The organism is Oceanispirochaeta crateris, assembly GCF_008329965.1.
Taxonomy (GTDB): Bacteria; Spirochaetota; Spirochaetia; order DSM-2461; family DSM-2461; genus Oceanispirochaeta; species Oceanispirochaeta crateris.
The window spans coordinates 2790499-2805824 of the sequence record NZ_CP036150.1 but is presented as its reverse complement, the minus strand read 5'-3'; the positions used below and the strand labels follow the sequence as shown (position 1 = coordinate 2805824).

The window sequence follows — 15326 nt, the reverse complement described above, 5'->3', positions numbered from 1 at the left end:
GTCTGTGATTTATAGCACTCTGTTTTCGGATATGATGCGGCTGTAGTATTTTCCGGATTCCTTCACGGTTCTTTTCTGGGTATCATATTCTACCCGGATCATGCCGAAACGTTTGCTGTAACCAAAGGCCCATTCAAAGTTATCCATAAGGGACCAAAGGTAGTAACCCTTCAAATTTGCACCTTCTTCAATGGCCCTGTGACAGGCCCTGAGATGAGCTCTCAGGTATTCGATGCGGTCGTAGTCTTTCACGGTGCCGTCTTCGGACATGCGGTCATCCGATGCCATCCCGTTTTCTGTAATGATTACAGGCAGTTCCGGGAAGAAATCCTTCAAATATTTTAAGTTCCAATAGAGGGCATCCGGGGTGATCGGCCATTCCATATCTGTTTTTGGATACGCCGCCGGAAGATCGACAGTTTCATAACCCACAGCATTTTCGGCAGCCTGCACGGGGGGGCAGTTGTAAAAATTGATCCCCACATAATCCACAGCTGTCGAAATAATCTTTAAATCCTCATCTGTATAATCAGGCATCTCACCGTAGTGTCGGACATAGGCCTCGTCGTCGTATTCACCGGTCAACATGGGAAACAAGCGCTGTGAGTTCTTTTCTTTCCAGGCTTTTCTTGCTGCGCTCAAGTGAGGTTCTGTATCCATAACCGGCCAGGGGGCCTCATTGTTGTCGACAAGACCAACAAAGGAGTCTTTGACATTTTTTCTGAGGACCTGAGTGGCGAGCCCGTGTCCCAAAAGAGCATTGTGTACTGTCTGGTTCGTTGTCTTTTCGCTTTCAATTCCACCGGGAGCATGCATATCCAGTTTATGGGCCAGGGTTGTGAAGCACATGATTTCATTGATGGTTGCCCAGCTCTTTACTCTATCACCCAGGCTGCGGCTGACAACGTCACAGTAATCAGCAAAAACCTGCGCCAGCCTTCTGTCTTTCCATCCTTTGTATTTATCCTGCAGAGCCTGGGGGAGGTCCCAGTGAAAGAGGGTTATAAGAGGTTCTATTCCTGCATTCAGAAGTTCATCCACAAGGCGGTTGTAAAAATCCAACCCTTTCTGATTGAGTTGACCTTCCCCATCGGGGATGATGCGAGGCCAGGCAATTGAAAACCGGTAGTTCTTGAGACCGAGGTCTTTCATAAGTGCAACGTCTTCTTTGTACAAGTGGTAGTGGTCGCAGGCAATATTCCCTGTATCTCCCCCTATGACTTTTCCGGGACGTCGGCAGAATCGGTCCCAGGTGGATTCTCCTCTCCCATCCTCCTGCCAGGCTCCTTCTATTTGATAGGAGGCGGTTGCAGAGCCCCAGATAAAGTCTTTTGGAAATCTATAATCCTGTTTCATCTTTTTCATCCTTTGAGATTTGCCTGTGTGTTCCTGGCTTCTTTTCAATACATTCTAATATCATGTATTTGATATTTTCTTGATGATATCTGATATTTACTTGCACATATTTGATATGGGGTCTATTTTTTTACTCATGAATGAGGTTGTCACGGTCCAGGTCAAAGATATTCTTCCCCACAAATATGTCCTTCATAGAATCAGAAGTCATAGACTGTGGACTTTTCCAAGGCATCGACACCAACAGGTCTTTGAATTCTATTTTCTTTTTGAAGGGGAAGTGATTCATCATTTTGACGAGTCTGATTTTTCCATGGGTGTGGGGGATTTTTTGATGATTAAAGAAGAGGATTTTCATAGCCTGTCAGGGAGGACCTTTGACTTCTTTAATCTGATTCTCCCCCTGGAGTATTGGGACTCTTTTCTGAGCTCTTTGAATTTGAGAGGTCTTTTTGAATCCAGTGAGAAAGAGGGGCGTTTTTTCACTCATTTTTCCAGAGAACAACAGGTCTGGGTTTTAGAAGATCTGGAGAGGCTCTTCCTTTATCAGAAAACAGACTATGGTGACATCCTGTTGAGCCGGTTTTTGTTGAGCCTCGCCTCTGAGCTTTTAGGGCCGCCTGAAACGGGTTCTAAGGCGGATACTTCTCCTGTTACTCCTCCCTGGATGAGAACCCTCCTCCTGGAAATGGATAGCCGTAAAATCGAATCTATGACGGTGAAGGACATGGCTGTTTTGTCAGATAGGACTCCCGAGCATCTGTCCAGGACATTTCGAAAGTACCTTGGAATCACGCCGTCCTCCTGGTTGAATCAACAGAAGTTAGAGCGAGCAGCCCTGATGCTGGAACATTCAAACAGCGCTGTAATGGATATAGTCCTGTCTTTGGGATTTGATAATCTGGGTTATTTTTACAGGCTCTTCAAGAAACAATTCGGTATTCCTCCTGTGGAATACCGAAAAGCAAAATCTCTCGTTCCTCATGGAGATTGATGTTCTTCGTCTCTGTGCAGCCCTTGATAGATGTCGTTGCGCCAGATGCTGTAATTCAGATCCCAGCGGTAGTTCGAGGTGCAATCCAGTTCGATGGTCAAGTCTGATTTATAGAGTTCTACTGTAAACTCTTCTGTTTCACCCGAGAGACAATTGTAACTGAAATCCTGAGATTCTCCGTTGTATTCAAGGTGAACAAGAGCCAGGCCCTGCTGTACCTCTCCCTGGGTTTCAACGAAGCTCAGGGTCAGTTTTACAGGGATGACCACAGCGTCTCTGTCTGTGAATGAGGTTTCGTGTTCCGCTCTAATTGTGTTTCCAGAACCGGGAGTGAGTTCAATCCTTTCTCGGATTATCTGCTGCATGTTGTATATTATGGAGTTGAAGTGGTTTGTTTTATCTTCCAGAACAAGGCTGTCTCCCGATTTTAAATCAAACTCTACCATCCAGTCGCTAAAGAGGATTTCGGGCAGTTTAACAACACCAAAGTTCTGGCTGAGATGAGTTCTGATCGTATGTGTGCCCGGAGGCATTATCAGTTCAACAGGTTGTGTTGCATCTCCCGTGGTGTAGGAGGTAAAGGTTCCATCTACAAAAATCCGTGCATCAATCAGGTGGGAAAATAGCATGACCCGACCCGGTTCCTGTTGGCTTTTGGCGATGATTGTTCTGACACCCTGGTCAGACTGAAAAGACAAGTCCTGTCCTGTGAGGTGATTCATAAGCTTTTCAGTCAGGGCATGAACTGTATTCTCCTGATATCCCCGTTCAGAGAAGCTGAAACTACGGCCTGTTTCTACGTCAATGAGATCCAGATTTAAAAAAAGATCATCTCCTAAAAAGACATATCCCCCCTTGAGGATATATTCAGCGCCCACCATGCGTCCTGTTTCAATGATGCTTTGCTCATCAAGAACTCCTGTGAATTGAAGTTTCTGTTCCTGCAGCACCTCTTCCATGTTCTCTCTGTCTACGAGAAAGACCATTCCCGAGAGAGATAGGTCCTGTCTGATGATGGAGCCTATGATCCCCGCTAGGTAATCCTGTTGGGGGTCCTTATTCAGATTCTCAACAGGGAGAACGGCCATGCTGATTTTTCCATCCCTGGCGAATAAACTCACAGAAATGCCTGAGAGAAGGATTAGGAGGAAAATAACCGTGAAGCGGAGGATAAACTTTTTACGGGATCTTAGTTTTTTCTTCATGCCACAGTATACATTCACTCTTAAACTTTGTCTGTGGAAACTTCCTGAGGTATCATTCTTGAAAGGAAACTTGTGATCAGAATAAGACTGGCCCCAAGGAGGATATTCCATCGGATCTCTTCTCCCAAGAGGAGAATCCCGAAGAGAACACCCGTAAAGACTTCCATATATCCAAGAGCCCCATATTGAAAAATAGGCAGTCTCTTCAAGGCAATGAAAAAGCAGCCGAAACCGACGATCCCTACTGAAAATCCATAGAAGATTCCCGTTAGAATGGACGTTAATGGCATGCCGGGAATCTCTATGAGGAGAATCGGAATGAATAGGACTGCCCCCAGGGCATTCTGAAAGTAGAGCACTTCCCCTTCACTGTGATCTACCAGGGCTTCCTTGAAAATCAAGGTGGAAATGGAGAATATCAAGGCTGATAGAATCATGAAGAGGTTCCCCCGCATGTCCGATCCGTTGAGAGAGAATCCTTTGTGGATATTGAGGGTAATGACTCCTGTAAAGGCAGTTAAAAGAAGACCCGTCTCTTTGAAATTCAGCTTTTTTCCTGATCTGATGGAGTGGATAAGTAAAGCAAATAAGGGCCAGGTGTACAAAAGGACAACGGCATTTGTCAGAGTCGTCAGCTTGTAGGATAAGATATAAAGAACCATTCTGATCGCATTGAGGAGAGACCCTGTCCAGATCATCCGTCTGTTGTCAGCGGGACCAAAGAGCAATTTTCTTTTTAGTATCATGGGAAGGAGAAACAAAAAAGGAACTCCCATGCGGAACCCTGTCATCCCAAGGCCGCTGAAAGGAAGCGATTTTATATATAGACCGCTGGAGGCTCCCAATGTCGTAGCCAAGAGAATTGCAGGGATGGAGATATTTTTACTGTTAAACAATCTCAGGCCTTCAACCAGTTGTTGATTCGACGGCGGCTTCCAAAATTATTATCAATTTCAAATTTACCATTCTTATAGTATCGAAGATAGGGGATGAGGCTGTTTGAGAAATTCGTTTCCTTGAAATAGGTAAAATCAGAGCGGTATTCTTTCTTGTCATACTCAAGGTAATAGACCTTCAGGTCATCCCTTCCGGTCATTGTTGCCAGAACGGAGCGTTGTGCTATCCAGTCGGGACACCAGCTTTGTGTCATTATCACAATCACATAGGGGGCCGAGTTGAGAATCTCTTCTGAGAAATCTCCATGTTCCATGGCCTTCAGTGATTCATTATCATTCAGTTCTGTCAGTTTTATCATAGGCATAGTATGGCATAAAATAGCAAAATCTACAATTTACCCACATTGGAATATAATGGACTGGATCTTTTCTCGTTAAAAAAGCACAAACATAATCTGGAAATCGCTTAGTTCTGAAAGGAATCTCCATCCATGGAGGGACCTAAAAATAATACCCCTTTAGATTCGCTTCTATGAATGGGGATGGCTTGCCAGTTCTGGATGTCATGATCTATTTTGAAAAAGGAAGCAAGACATACTTTACATTTTTTAAAAAATAGTATGGTATGGTATAGTATACTATGGTATGTGAGTATTAAAAATATCATCCCATCTGCCAGGTGGGCAAGTATATTCCCTGATTTTAGGAGTTAAAATACATGAACTTAATGGAAGAATCATTCCGTTGGTATGGGCCTGAAGATCCTGTTTCTCTGGAATTCATAAAACAAGCAGGAGCCTCTTCTGTCATCACCAGTTTGCACCAGATACCTTATGGCGACCCATGGCCTCTGGACGCTATTTTAGAACGAAAAGAATTCATCGAGGCCACGGGTTTAAAATGGGCCGCTGTGGAATCTGTTCCGGTACATGAGGATATCAAAACAAGAACAGGACGATATGAAGAGTATATCGAAAACTATAAAACTAGTTTGACCAACCTCGGAAAGGCTGGGATTGAAGTGGTTATCTACAATTTCATGCCAGTCTTAGACTGGGTGAGGACCGATCTGCGCTATACACTGGAAGATGGATCCGAATGCCTGTATTTCGATCCGGTGCAATTTGCCGCTTTTGAAATGTTCCTTTTGAAGAGAGAAGGTGCCGAGGCCGATTATACCTCAGAGCAGATTGAAAAAGCCAAGGCCTTTTTCGCTACCCTTACAGAAGAGGGGAAAAAAGATTTTGAACGATCCCTTATTGATGTGTTTCCCGGTACCAAAATGGGTCTGTCCATTGAGGACGTGAGGGCCATGTTGGATCGGTACAAAGGCATTGACCGGGAAAAACTGAAGGAGCATTATAAGTTGTTCCTCCAGGCCGTTATTCCCGCTGCTGCCCAGGCCGGAGTCCGCATGGCCGTTCATCCCGATGATCCACCATGGAGTATTATGGGATTACCCAGGATTGTCAGCTGTGAAGAAGATGTCAAAGACCTTCTGGCTATGGTGGATGATCAAGCAAATGGATTGTGCTTCTGTACAGGCAGCTATAGTCCACGGAAAGAGAACGACCTTCCCGGGATGATCAAAAGGTATGGAAGCAGGATTAATGTTGCCCATCTGAGAAGCACCCAGAGGAATGATGACGGCAGCTTTTTTGAGGCTAATCATCTGGAAGGATCTGTGGACATGCATGAGGTGGTCAAGGCATTGCTGGAAGAGCAGAAAGCTCGAAAGGCTGCCGGCCGGAAAGACTGGCAATTGGCATTCAGACCAGATCATGGACACACTATGATGGATGATCTTGCAAAACCTCAGGCAGACAATCCCGGTTATACGGCTATTGGGCGCTTGAGGGGGCTGGCTGAGATCAGAGGGTTACAGCACGCTCTGTCCCGGAGTCTATAACCAGGATAATGTGAGGTAATTTCTAAATGAGACAGAGTACCAAGAACGGTAAAATCATTCATTTCATTTATGACATGATTGAGAACAAGATGGTCCTTCCAGGTGACAATCTGCCATCCATCTCCGAAATCAGCCGTACTCTGTCCGTGGCCAGGGAAACAGTTGTAAAGGCCTATAAAATTCTGAAGCAGGAGGGTTTAATCGATTCTGTTCCAGGAAAAGGATTTTATCTTCTGACAGACAAGATCAGCAGTGCCTCCAGGGTTTTGCTCATCCTGAACAGCTTTAATCCTTACATGCAGGTCCTATACAACTCTTTTTCTGAAGCTCTGCCGGAAGGTGTGGTGGCCGATGTCTATTTCCACCATAACAACATTGACCATTTCAGGACATTGCTGAAATCCTATAGCAGCCGGTATACACACTATATTATCAAGCCTTTTCAGCATAAGGCTATTCCAGATCTTCTGGATTCTTTGGACCCCAAAAGAACTCTGATTTTAGATAGGGCCGAGTATATTCCTCAGGGCTGCTCAGTGCTCTGCCAGAACTTTTCTGTGGGTATCTCTGATGCACTGGGTAGTATCTCCGAACGTATCAAGGGGTATAACAGTCTTAATATGATCAGAACACCCCTGAATCCTCACCCTGAGGAAAGCTTTAAGAGTTTTTCTACGTTATTAAACAGTTTTGCCCTCTCAGGAGAAATCATTCCTGTATTCTCAGAAGACCGAATCCGCAAAGGAGGAGCCTATCTTGTTCTTACCGAACAGGATTTAGTTGCCCTTCTTCAGTTGGCCAGCCATAGAAATTGGACTCCCGGTAAGGATATCGGAATCATTTCCTACAATGACTTTCCACTTCTGCAATATGTGGCTGGAGGGATCACAAGTCTTTCTGTTGATTTTAAGCAGATGGGGCAGAAGGCGGCACTTTATGCCCTGCATAAGGATAGGCTTTCTGAATTCATGATGCCTCAATTGACTCTCCGGTCGTCCTTATAAGCGTCTATTGCAATGATTCACTGCGTTTGAGTCTGGAATATCCCTTATATCTATAGTATTTTATTTTACTCTGATGACGAAGGGATGGGGTCGAATATGATTTATAAAAGTACAGAAGAAAATATCCGGAAAGCCGCGCTCTCAATTCTTGAGGGAGGGCTTGTGGCCTTCCCGACAGAAACCGTATATGGGCTGGGAGGAAATGCCTTAGACCCAAAGGCCGTGGCATCTATTTTTGAAGCCAAAAAAAGACCCAGCTTCGATCCTCTCATTACTCATATTGCCGATTTGGAGAAACTGGATGAACTGGCAGATATCAAGGACCCGAGAATTTATGAACTGGCCGAAAAATTCTGGCCGGGAGCTCTGACTCTGATCGTACCCAAAAAAGATTTGATTCCTTCCCTTGTCACATCCGGACTTCCCACCATGGCCATCAGAATGCCTGATCATCCTATTGCTCTGTCTTTGATTCGACAGTCCAGCGGGGCTGTTGCAGCTCCTTCTGCAAACTCCTTCGGCTACCTCAGTCCCACAGAAGCCCGACATGTGGAAGAAGACTTGGGAGCCCGGATCAGCATGGTTCTGGAGGGCGGGCCCTGTCGTGTCGGAGTTGAATCTACGGTTCTGGATTTGACCGCGAGACAACCCATTATACTCAGACCCGGGGGGTTAACCCGTGAAGAAATAGAATCAGTTCTGGGTCCTGTGGATTTGTTTAACAGAACGACCAGCTCACCCACGGCTCCCGGTCAACTAGCCATGCATTATTCTCCCCGTAAACCCCTTTACATCGTCGATGACCTTGGTGATATACCCCATAAGGAAAGTGCTGCTGCTCTGATTTTTCAGGATATTTCAAGAGCTGAAGGATTTGCCCACAGTGAGGTTCTCTCACTATCAGGAAGTACTCTTGAGGCGGCTTCCCGCCTCTTCTCCGCACTTCATTCACTGGACCAGCAGGATATTCGCTGCATCTATGCCGAGAAGATCCCGGAAGAGGGGCTCGGTCGAGCTGTGATGGACAGAGTTTTTAAGGCTTCAAAAAAATAAATTGGAGAATATATCTATTTTGAAGCAAATTTATTTGATTTTAGTACTAATTAGTATTATCTTGAAATCAGATGAATAAAATCAGCTATGGACATGAGAATGATCTCAACTTGAAACTTGTGATTGCCCTTGCGAGATCCCTGCAGTACCTGCACCGCGGAGAAGGTAAGAATATCCAGGACGCGGGGCTGACCCTTTCTCAGTTTTCGGTTCTTGAGGCTCTGTATCATAAAGGAGACCTTAGAATCTGTGAAATCATCGAGAAAACTCTCTCGTCGGGTGGGAATATGACGGTTGTTGTTAATAATCTTGTCAAGGATGGAATGGTTGCCCGTTATCAAGACCCTGATGATGGAAGGGCTTCAAAGATTTGTTTGACCGACAAGGGCCGGTCTATCATTGATGAGCTATTTCCCAGGCATATTGAGAGTCTTCGTTCCCTGTTTACAAGTTTGAAAGAGGAAGAGAAGCTTCAGCTTTTAAAAATTTTAAAGAAGTTGACCGGGAAGAAGTAAGTGAAAAGTTTTTTTAGTTGTTTAATACTAGTTAGTATTATTTTGTATGGAGGTACCTGTGAATCGTATATTTGAAAGAAGATCTATTAATTTTTTTGATCCTGCCAGGGAGTTAGAGGACTCTCTTCTGAAGGAGATCATTGACTTGGCTGCCAATGCTCCATCGGCGTTTAATCTGCAGCCTTGGGATATTATTGCCGTTAAAAGCGATGAGGCCAAAAAGAAGCTTCATGGCCTTGCTAATCAGCAGCCTAAAATCCTGGAAGCCCCAGTTACACTGATTCTGTCGGGAGATAGGAGCGCCTATGGTGATGATAATCCTCAGTGGTCCTTCATGAGGGAAAATTACGGGAATGATGGGGCAGAAAGGGCCAAAGGGGCTGCAAGTTTTCTGTATGGTTCCACAGAAGAAAGGAAAATTAAGTTTGCAGAGAGCAACACCGGACTTCTGGCTATGTCCATTATGTATGCTGCCAAAAGTCTGGGTGTTGATTCCCATCCCATGAGCGGAATTGACTTTGAGGGGATAAAAACACAATTTGGTCTAGAGGGTGAAAAAGAGGTGGTTATGCTCATTGCTCTTGGATATTTTGATGAAGAGAAGGTTCTTCACAGCTCTGCACCCAGAAGGCGTTTTGAGTCTCTGGTAAAAATTGCCTGATCCCTTTATTTTAATCCATTGTGGCACCGAAACTCTTAAAAGGGCTGTCAGTCTATGACAGCCCTATTCAGGAGGGATTTTCATGAGCTTGTATCATTTTATTTTTATTGTGACAGCCTTTGCCGCTATCTTCATACAGAGTAAAACCAGGTCCTATAAGGATTTGTTATCCAATACTGATGAAAAAAGTAAAACGGGACAATCCGAGCTTCGGCAGCTGTTGAAAATACGCCGGTTTATGAGTCCTTTCATTGCTGGTCTCACCGCTGTTCTTATCATGGTTTTGACCTTGGAGAAGGGGCTACTTCACGAATTTCTCCCCAGAATCTTTGTTCTTGTATGGCTCTTGGCGTCATTGGGTGATGTCTTTATTGAAGGAGCCTATACCGTCAAAGATAAAAAAAGGCAGGATGAGCTCTATCTTATCGGAATGATCCTGTTTATGGTCATGACTGTTCTTCTGGGACTGGGTTTGATTTTGAATGCCCAGAAGAGTAACCTGGCTCTTTCGGCTCATCTTGTCTCTATTTTTCTTCCTTTACTCCTCGGGTTGGGAGCTTTAACCACCCTCAAGGTGGATAAGGAAACTCTTATTCCCATGATGGTTTATGCCCTGTCTGTTTCGATTCTTCTGTGTGGTGGAATTTATTCCATTTTTGCCGGACAGCCTCAGTTGGCTTTCATTGGGATTGGATACTTTTGTTCTGACTGGTTTGTGGGGCAGAGAGACTTCGGCAAAAGGAAATATCCTCTTTTGGACCGCTGGATTCTATTGATTATATTGATTTTGTACTATTCTATTATGCTTGTATCATTGGATGTAATTGTGAAGCTTTCTTAGGAAGGTTCTTTATCTGTCACCCGGGACAAATAGATCCTGTTCCATTCCATCCCAGAAAATACGGATATGACCTGTCGATTCAGATAAGACAACTGATGCAACAGGTGCGACCAAGGTGATTCCAAGAGCCGCGGCATGACGGGCTCCCAAACCGGGTTGAAGCCGGATCTGATGGGGCGGGATCGAGAGATATGTGCCACCGGAGCGAATCTTTCCGGAATTTTCAACGATATAAGCTCCATCTATCTTGGAAAATTCCTTGATAGTTTCTGAGAGTCCTGCATCAAGAATACTTCTCTCATAGTCTTCCAATCCACCAAAGGGATTGATGATCAACTGTTTGCAGTAATCCTGAACGCTCTCATACTCTCCCACTACAAAAATTGTACCAACAGATTTTCCCTCCCGTCCCTGCCGGGAAAGCTCCGAGGCCAGAGATACAGCGCGGCTGAGGATTTCCAAATTCACATTATGGGGGATCTTATATTTCAAGACTCTGGACTCGTCATACAGATCTCTTGGGATGGCGGTAATAGAAATGCTGTGAGGCATCATATCAAACTCAAAACCAGAGAGAGAAATGACCACATCTCCATCAGACAGAATCTTTTCGGTCCAGAGTTGTTTGAGGATTTCTTTTTCATAACTGATCGAGCCCTGGACGCTATGAATGACTGTGAAATGTTTTTTCAATAGATCGACTCTGTTGAGAACCCTGTTTTTACTGCTGACCAGGATTGAACTTTTTTGACTGAATTGTTCCACTACGGACAAAATTTGGATGAGAGAATTTGAAAACAAGACCATCTTTGTATTTTCAGTGTTGGACCTAAGGCGGTCGGCTTCTCTGAGAAGGGAATTTGTAATGATCTCTTTTTCTTTAGACCAGTTCTTCTCTTTTTGGGATTGAGCTCTTAACAGAATTTCTGACATATCTTCAGCACTTTTGGCCTTTCCCAGCTTGTCTGTGACCCCGGGCATCTGAAATATTCCTGCCAGTTCTGAGAGGGTGGGAAGGTGATCTTCTTCATTGCATACCAGCAGGATGATGATCGATACTTTTTCTCCCGTGCTGTTCCAGGGGACTCCTGTTGGAGAATAGCAGCAGAGTATCTGTGGAGATATCCTCTCTTTGATGACCGAATGGGGAAAGGCAATGCCCTTATCCACCATAGTGGAGGCTTCCTTTTCTCGCGCTAGGCACCCTGAGATAATTTTATCTTTGAAAAGATCATCCTTATCAGAAAAGAAGTGATGGACCATAGCAGGAAGGAGGGACTCCTTGCTGGGGCAATCGGATTCCATCGATCTGCTTAAATTAATCATTACATCTCTCCTTTTTGTAACATCAGTTACATTATAAACCATTCTTCTTCTATTTAGGGTTCTCAAAGCGGAAAATGGATTGACCCCTCAAAATCAATTAGGTAATGTAGTACCTAAATAGGTGAAAAGATAATCAAGGGAGAATGCAAGGTGAATCAATTGATCAATATTTCAGAAGCTGCCTCATTGGCTTTTCATGGCCTGGCGCTGGTTGCTCAAGAGTCTCCAAAACGGGTCAATGTGAAAGAAATCGCCCGCCGTCTTAATGCATCGGAAGCTCACCTTGCCAAGGTGTTTCAGACATTGAATCGGGCCGGAATCACGGCATCCCAGAGAGGTCCCCGGGGTGGTTTTATCTTGAAACGTCCGTCTGAAGATATCTCATTTTTAGATGTATATGAGACCATTGAATCTCCTGTGACGCTTTCTGATTGCCCCATGGGGTATACCGCCTGTGGATTTAATGACTGCATTTTTGATCAGAAGCTCAATGACATCAGTCGTGAAATATTGAAGACCTTCGGATCCATAAAACTAGATCAATTTATAAAATCAGGGGAAAAGACCCCCAAGGAGATACTATGAAAACCTTCTGTCCTGAAGATACCCTCTATACCATCATCGAAAGATACCCTGAGACGATTCCCGTGTTTGTGTCAAACGGGTTTCCCCAGATGAGTGATCAGGAAAAAAGGGAAAAGTTTGCAAAAACAATCAGCCTTGAATCAGCCCTGATGTTGAAGCAGCTGGATCTGCAAATTTTTTCTAAGCTTCTCAATGAAGCCATTGAACAGAAAAAGAGCAGTGTGGATGCGACCTTGAATCAAGCAGAGCAGAAAGAGGATGATGAGGCCCTGAATGTGGTCGGCCTTTTGCCCTGTCCTGTGCGTCTGCCTCTTTTAGAGCAGTTTAATGAGTTCAATGAGTCCTATAAAAAGAGCCATAGTATTCACATCAATCATGAGCTGAAAGCCGCTTCCATGGGATTGGACTGGGTGCAGGAGAACATCGATGGTGTGGAAGATCCCGAGAAATTGCCCGATCTGTTTATCTCTGCCGGATTTGATATGTTTTTTGATGAGCAGAAAATCGGAAAATTTAAAAAAGACGGCGTCTTTGAAGACACTAGCGGGCTGGATAGTTTTAATTCCTTATTCAATGATTTGAATCTAAAAGATCCTCGGGGGCATTACGGTATGATCGGCGTGGTTCCTGCTGTCTTTTTGATCAATACGGATGAATTGGGAGACAGGCCCGTTCCCCAAAGCTGGGAAGATGTCCTGGCTCCGGAATTCGAAAAACGGGTATCCCTTCCTGTGGGGGACTTCGATCTTTTCAATGCGATTTTGTTGAACATACATAAAAACTATGGAGATGAGGGGCTTAGAAAGATGGGACGCAGTTTGCTTACAGCCATGCACCCCTCTCAGATGGTCAAGAGTAACCGCAGCAAGAACACCAAACCCATTGTGACCATCATGCCTTATTTCTTTACCAAAATGGTCAGAGAGGGAGGAGGTATGCAGGCGGTTTGGCCTTCAGACGGTGCCATCCTCAGTCCAATATTTATGTTGGCAAAGAAACAAAAGATTGAAAAACTACAGCCTGTGATCGACTTCTTTGCCTCAAAAAATGTAGGAGAGGTTCTGGCTCACAGTGGCCTTTTTCCTTCGGTTCATCCCGATGTGGACAACAGGATTGAGAAGGATAAGACGTTTATGTGGTTAGGCTGGGATTATATCTATTCCCAGGACATTGCCACTTTGATCAATCATTGTGAAACCGTCTTCAATGACTCTGTGGATATGACAAGGGAGGCTGTATGAATCTAATCACTGTTTCGGGACCCCCTTCTTCGGGGAAGACCTCAGTTATTCTGAAAACCATTGAATCCTTGAAGCAAAGAGGGTTGAAAGTGGGAGTTGCCAAATTCGACTGCCTCTATACTGATGATGACATCCTGTATGAAAAAGCGGGGATTCCCGTCAAGAAGGGGCTTTCTGGAGCCCTTTGTCCCGATCATTATTTTGTGAGCAATGTAGAAGAGGTCACTCAGTGGGGCATCCGAGAAGGATTCGATGTTCTTATTTCTGAATCCGCCGGGTTATGCAACCGTTGTTCTCCCTATATCAAGGATATCAAAGCCGTCTGTGTCATCGACAATCTCAGTGGAATCAATACTCCGAAAAAAATTGGTCCTATGCTGAAATCGGCAGATATCGTGGTCATTACCAAGGGTGATATCGTCTCGCAAGCAGAGAGAGAAGTCTTTGCCAGCCGTGTGAATATGGTCAATCCCTCTGCGGTAATCATGAATATCAACGGTTTGACAGGGCAGGGAAGTTTCGAGCTCAGTACTCTGTTTTTCGATGAAAATGAGAAAATTGAAACCCTGGTTGGTAAAAAACTCAGATTTTCAATGCCTTCAGCTCTTTGCTCCTACTGTTTGGGTGAAACCCGGATTGGAGAGAGTTTTCAAATGGGAAATGTTCGAAAAATGAATTTAACAGATGGAGAACCTCATTCATGATCACAAAAGACCGACTGGAACATAGACTATTCGATGAGATCCTTCGGGATTATCCTTTTACAGAATCTTTTTTCAAGAACAATGGTCTGGATATTTCCCGGGCCGGCTCTTTGAGCTGGGCGGGGTATTTTGATTCTTTTGATGATGATGAGAAGGAGGACCGGGCTCTGGACCCCGACCTCCTTCTGTCTCAGTTGACAGAATATATCAACCAGATGCTCGATTTTCTGGATGAAGGTCAGCAGGTCCATTCACTCACAATCCTTCCCGGTCTGGACAAATCGGGAAATCCGGAAGGATTCGATGAACTTGTCATCCGAAAAAGCGAAGTCATTTCTATTGTGGGACCTACAGGTTCCGGGAAAAGTCGTTTATTGGGAGACATAGAATGGGTGGCTCGGAAAGATACTCCCACCAAGCGGGAAATCTTGATCAATGACGATGTTCCCGATACATCCTGGCGATTTTCAGGTGCCAAAAAGCTAGTGGCTCAACTTTCTCAGAATATGAACTTCGTCATGGATCTTTCTGTTCAGGAGTTTGTCGAGCTTCATGCAGAAAGCCGAATGGTAGAAAACAGGGATGACCTTGTTCAGAGGATCATCGAAGAGGCCAATAAGCTGGCGGGAGAGCAGTTTCAGCCTGACACACCCATTACCAGTCTTTCCGGAGGGCAATCGAGGGCACTCATGATTGCCGATACAGCAATTCTAAGCCAGTCTCCCATCATCCTCATCGATGAAATTGAGAACGCTGGCATAGACAGAAAAAAGGCCCTTCAGCTTCTTCTTTCCGAGGAAAAAATTGTTCTGATGGCAACTCATGATCCTGTTCTGGCTCTCATGGGAGACCGGCGGATTGTGATTAAAAATGGCGGGATAAGCAAAGTTATCGAAACGACGGATGAAGAGAGGACCATTCTGGGAAAGCTGGAAGAATTGGACAAAACACTCCTTAGTTACCGTACCCGCTTAAGAATGGGAGATAGTCTGATCGATCCCATTCAAGCTTGAATCCAATGATAATGAAGACTTTC

The 15326-nt window shown here is 44.6% G+C and carries 16 protein-coding genes; 11 read left to right on the top strand and 5 right to left on the bottom strand.

Translation table 11 applies throughout. The features are described 5' to 3' along the window. Window positions 1–9: 9 nt before the first annotated feature. Complete coding sequence (locus EXM22_RS12710; protein ID WP_149486886.1) at window positions 10–1356, bottom strand: GH1 family beta-glucosidase; 1347 nt, start codon at window positions 1354–1356, stop codon at window positions 10–12. A gap of 136 nt (window positions 1357–1492) precedes the next feature. On the opposite strand from EXM22_RS12710, the gene EXM22_RS12705 reads away from it, so the two are divergent. Beyond that, entirely contained in the window at window positions 1493–2350 is an 858-nt protein-coding gene (locus tag EXM22_RS12705; protein WP_168203494.1) for a helix-turn-helix transcriptional regulator, read from the top strand. Here the strand turns inward: EXM22_RS12705 and EXM22_RS12700 are convergent. Genes EXM22_RS12700 through EXM22_RS12690 form a run of 3 tightly spaced genes read right to left on the bottom strand, consistent with a single transcriptional unit; the run spans window position 2338 to window position 4810 of the window. Beyond that, window positions 2338–3555, bottom strand: a complete 1218-nt coding sequence (locus tag EXM22_RS12700; RefSeq protein WP_168203493.1) for a CsgG/HfaB family protein — start codon at window positions 3553–3555, stop codon at window positions 2338–2340. The two genes, EXM22_RS12705 and EXM22_RS12700, sit on opposite strands and share 13 nt — an antisense overlap. A gap of 20 nt (window positions 3556–3575) precedes the next feature. Continuing rightward, window positions 3576–4451 (bottom strand): DMT family transporter, encoded by an 876-nt coding sequence (locus tag EXM22_RS12695; protein WP_149486883.1) that lies wholly within the window; start codon window positions 4449–4451, stop codon window positions 3576–3578. A gap of 2 nt (window positions 4452–4453) precedes the next feature. Beyond that, entirely contained in the window at window positions 4454–4810 is a 357-nt protein-coding gene (locus tag EXM22_RS12690) for a hypothetical protein (protein WP_149486882.1), read from the bottom strand. Between the two features lie 359 nt (window positions 4811–5169). Here EXM22_RS12690 and uxuA point away from each other — a divergent pair, with 359 nt between their 5' ends. From uxuA to EXM22_RS12660, 6 genes are all read left to right on the top strand, one after another. After that, on the top strand, window positions 5170–6360 hold the full coding sequence (gene uxuA / locus EXM22_RS12685; RefSeq protein ID WP_149486881.1) for a mannonate dehydratase: 1191 nt from the start codon (window positions 5170–5172) through the stop codon (window positions 6358–6360). 26 nt (window positions 6361–6386) lie between these two features. After that, the gene (locus EXM22_RS12680) at window positions 6387–7364 is read left to right on the top strand and encodes a GntR family transcriptional regulator (RefSeq protein ID WP_149486880.1); all 978 of its coding nucleotides are present in this window, start codon (window positions 6387–6389) and stop codon (window positions 7362–7364) included. 96 nt (window positions 7365–7460) lie between these two features. Further along, window positions 7461–8417, top strand: a complete 957-nt coding sequence (locus tag EXM22_RS12675; RefSeq protein ID WP_149486879.1) for an L-threonylcarbamoyladenylate synthase — start codon at window positions 7461–7463, stop codon at window positions 8415–8417. 71 nt (window positions 8418–8488) lie between these two features. Then, window positions 8489–8932, top strand: coding sequence for a MarR family winged helix-turn-helix transcriptional regulator (locus EXM22_RS12670; RefSeq protein WP_149486878.1), 444 nt, complete (start codon window positions 8489–8491; stop codon window positions 8930–8932). A 58-nt stretch (window positions 8933–8990) separates the two neighbouring features. Continuing rightward, window positions 8991–9593, top strand: a complete 603-nt coding sequence (locus EXM22_RS12665) for a nitroreductase family protein (RefSeq protein WP_210411478.1) — start codon at window positions 8991–8993, stop codon at window positions 9591–9593. Between the two features lie 82 nt (window positions 9594–9675). Next, window positions 9676–10434 (top strand): hypothetical protein, encoded by a 759-nt coding sequence (locus EXM22_RS12660; protein WP_149486876.1) that lies wholly within the window; start codon window positions 9676–9678, stop codon window positions 10432–10434. Between the two features lie 9 nt (window positions 10435–10443). On the opposite strand, the gene EXM22_RS12655 is transcribed toward EXM22_RS12660, so the two are convergent. After that, window positions 10444–11760, bottom strand: coding sequence for a PTS sugar transporter subunit IIA (locus EXM22_RS12655; RefSeq protein ID WP_168203492.1), 1317 nt, complete (start codon window positions 11758–11760; stop codon window positions 10444–10446). A gap of 150 nt (window positions 11761–11910) precedes the next feature. On the opposite strand from EXM22_RS12655, the gene EXM22_RS12650 reads away from it, so the two are divergent. Genes EXM22_RS12650 through EXM22_RS12635 form a run of 4 tightly spaced genes read left to right on the top strand, consistent with a single transcriptional unit; the run spans window position 11911 to window position 15303 of the window. Continuing rightward, window positions 11911–12345 (top strand): RrF2 family transcriptional regulator, encoded by a 435-nt coding sequence (locus tag EXM22_RS12650; RefSeq protein ID WP_149486874.1) that lies wholly within the window; start codon window positions 11911–11913, stop codon window positions 12343–12345. After that, window positions 12342–13586 carry an ABC transporter substrate-binding protein gene (locus EXM22_RS12645; RefSeq protein ID WP_149486873.1) on the top strand — a complete coding sequence of 415 codons (1245 nt, stop codon included), beginning with the start codon at window positions 12342–12344 and terminating at the stop codon, window positions 13584–13586. Before EXM22_RS12650 ends, EXM22_RS12645 begins: the two co-directional genes overlap by 4 nt. Beyond that, on the top strand, window positions 13583–14290 hold the full coding sequence (locus EXM22_RS12640) for a GTP-binding protein (protein WP_149486872.1): 708 nt from the start codon (window positions 13583–13585) through the stop codon (window positions 14288–14290). Before EXM22_RS12645 ends, EXM22_RS12640 begins: the two co-directional genes overlap by 4 nt. Next, complete coding sequence (locus tag EXM22_RS12635; RefSeq protein ID WP_149486871.1) at window positions 14287–15303, top strand: ATP-binding cassette domain-containing protein; 1017 nt, start codon at window positions 14287–14289, stop codon at window positions 15301–15303. The genes EXM22_RS12640 and EXM22_RS12635 overlap by 4 nt, the downstream gene beginning before the upstream one ends. Window positions 15304–15326 lie beyond the last annotated feature (23 nt).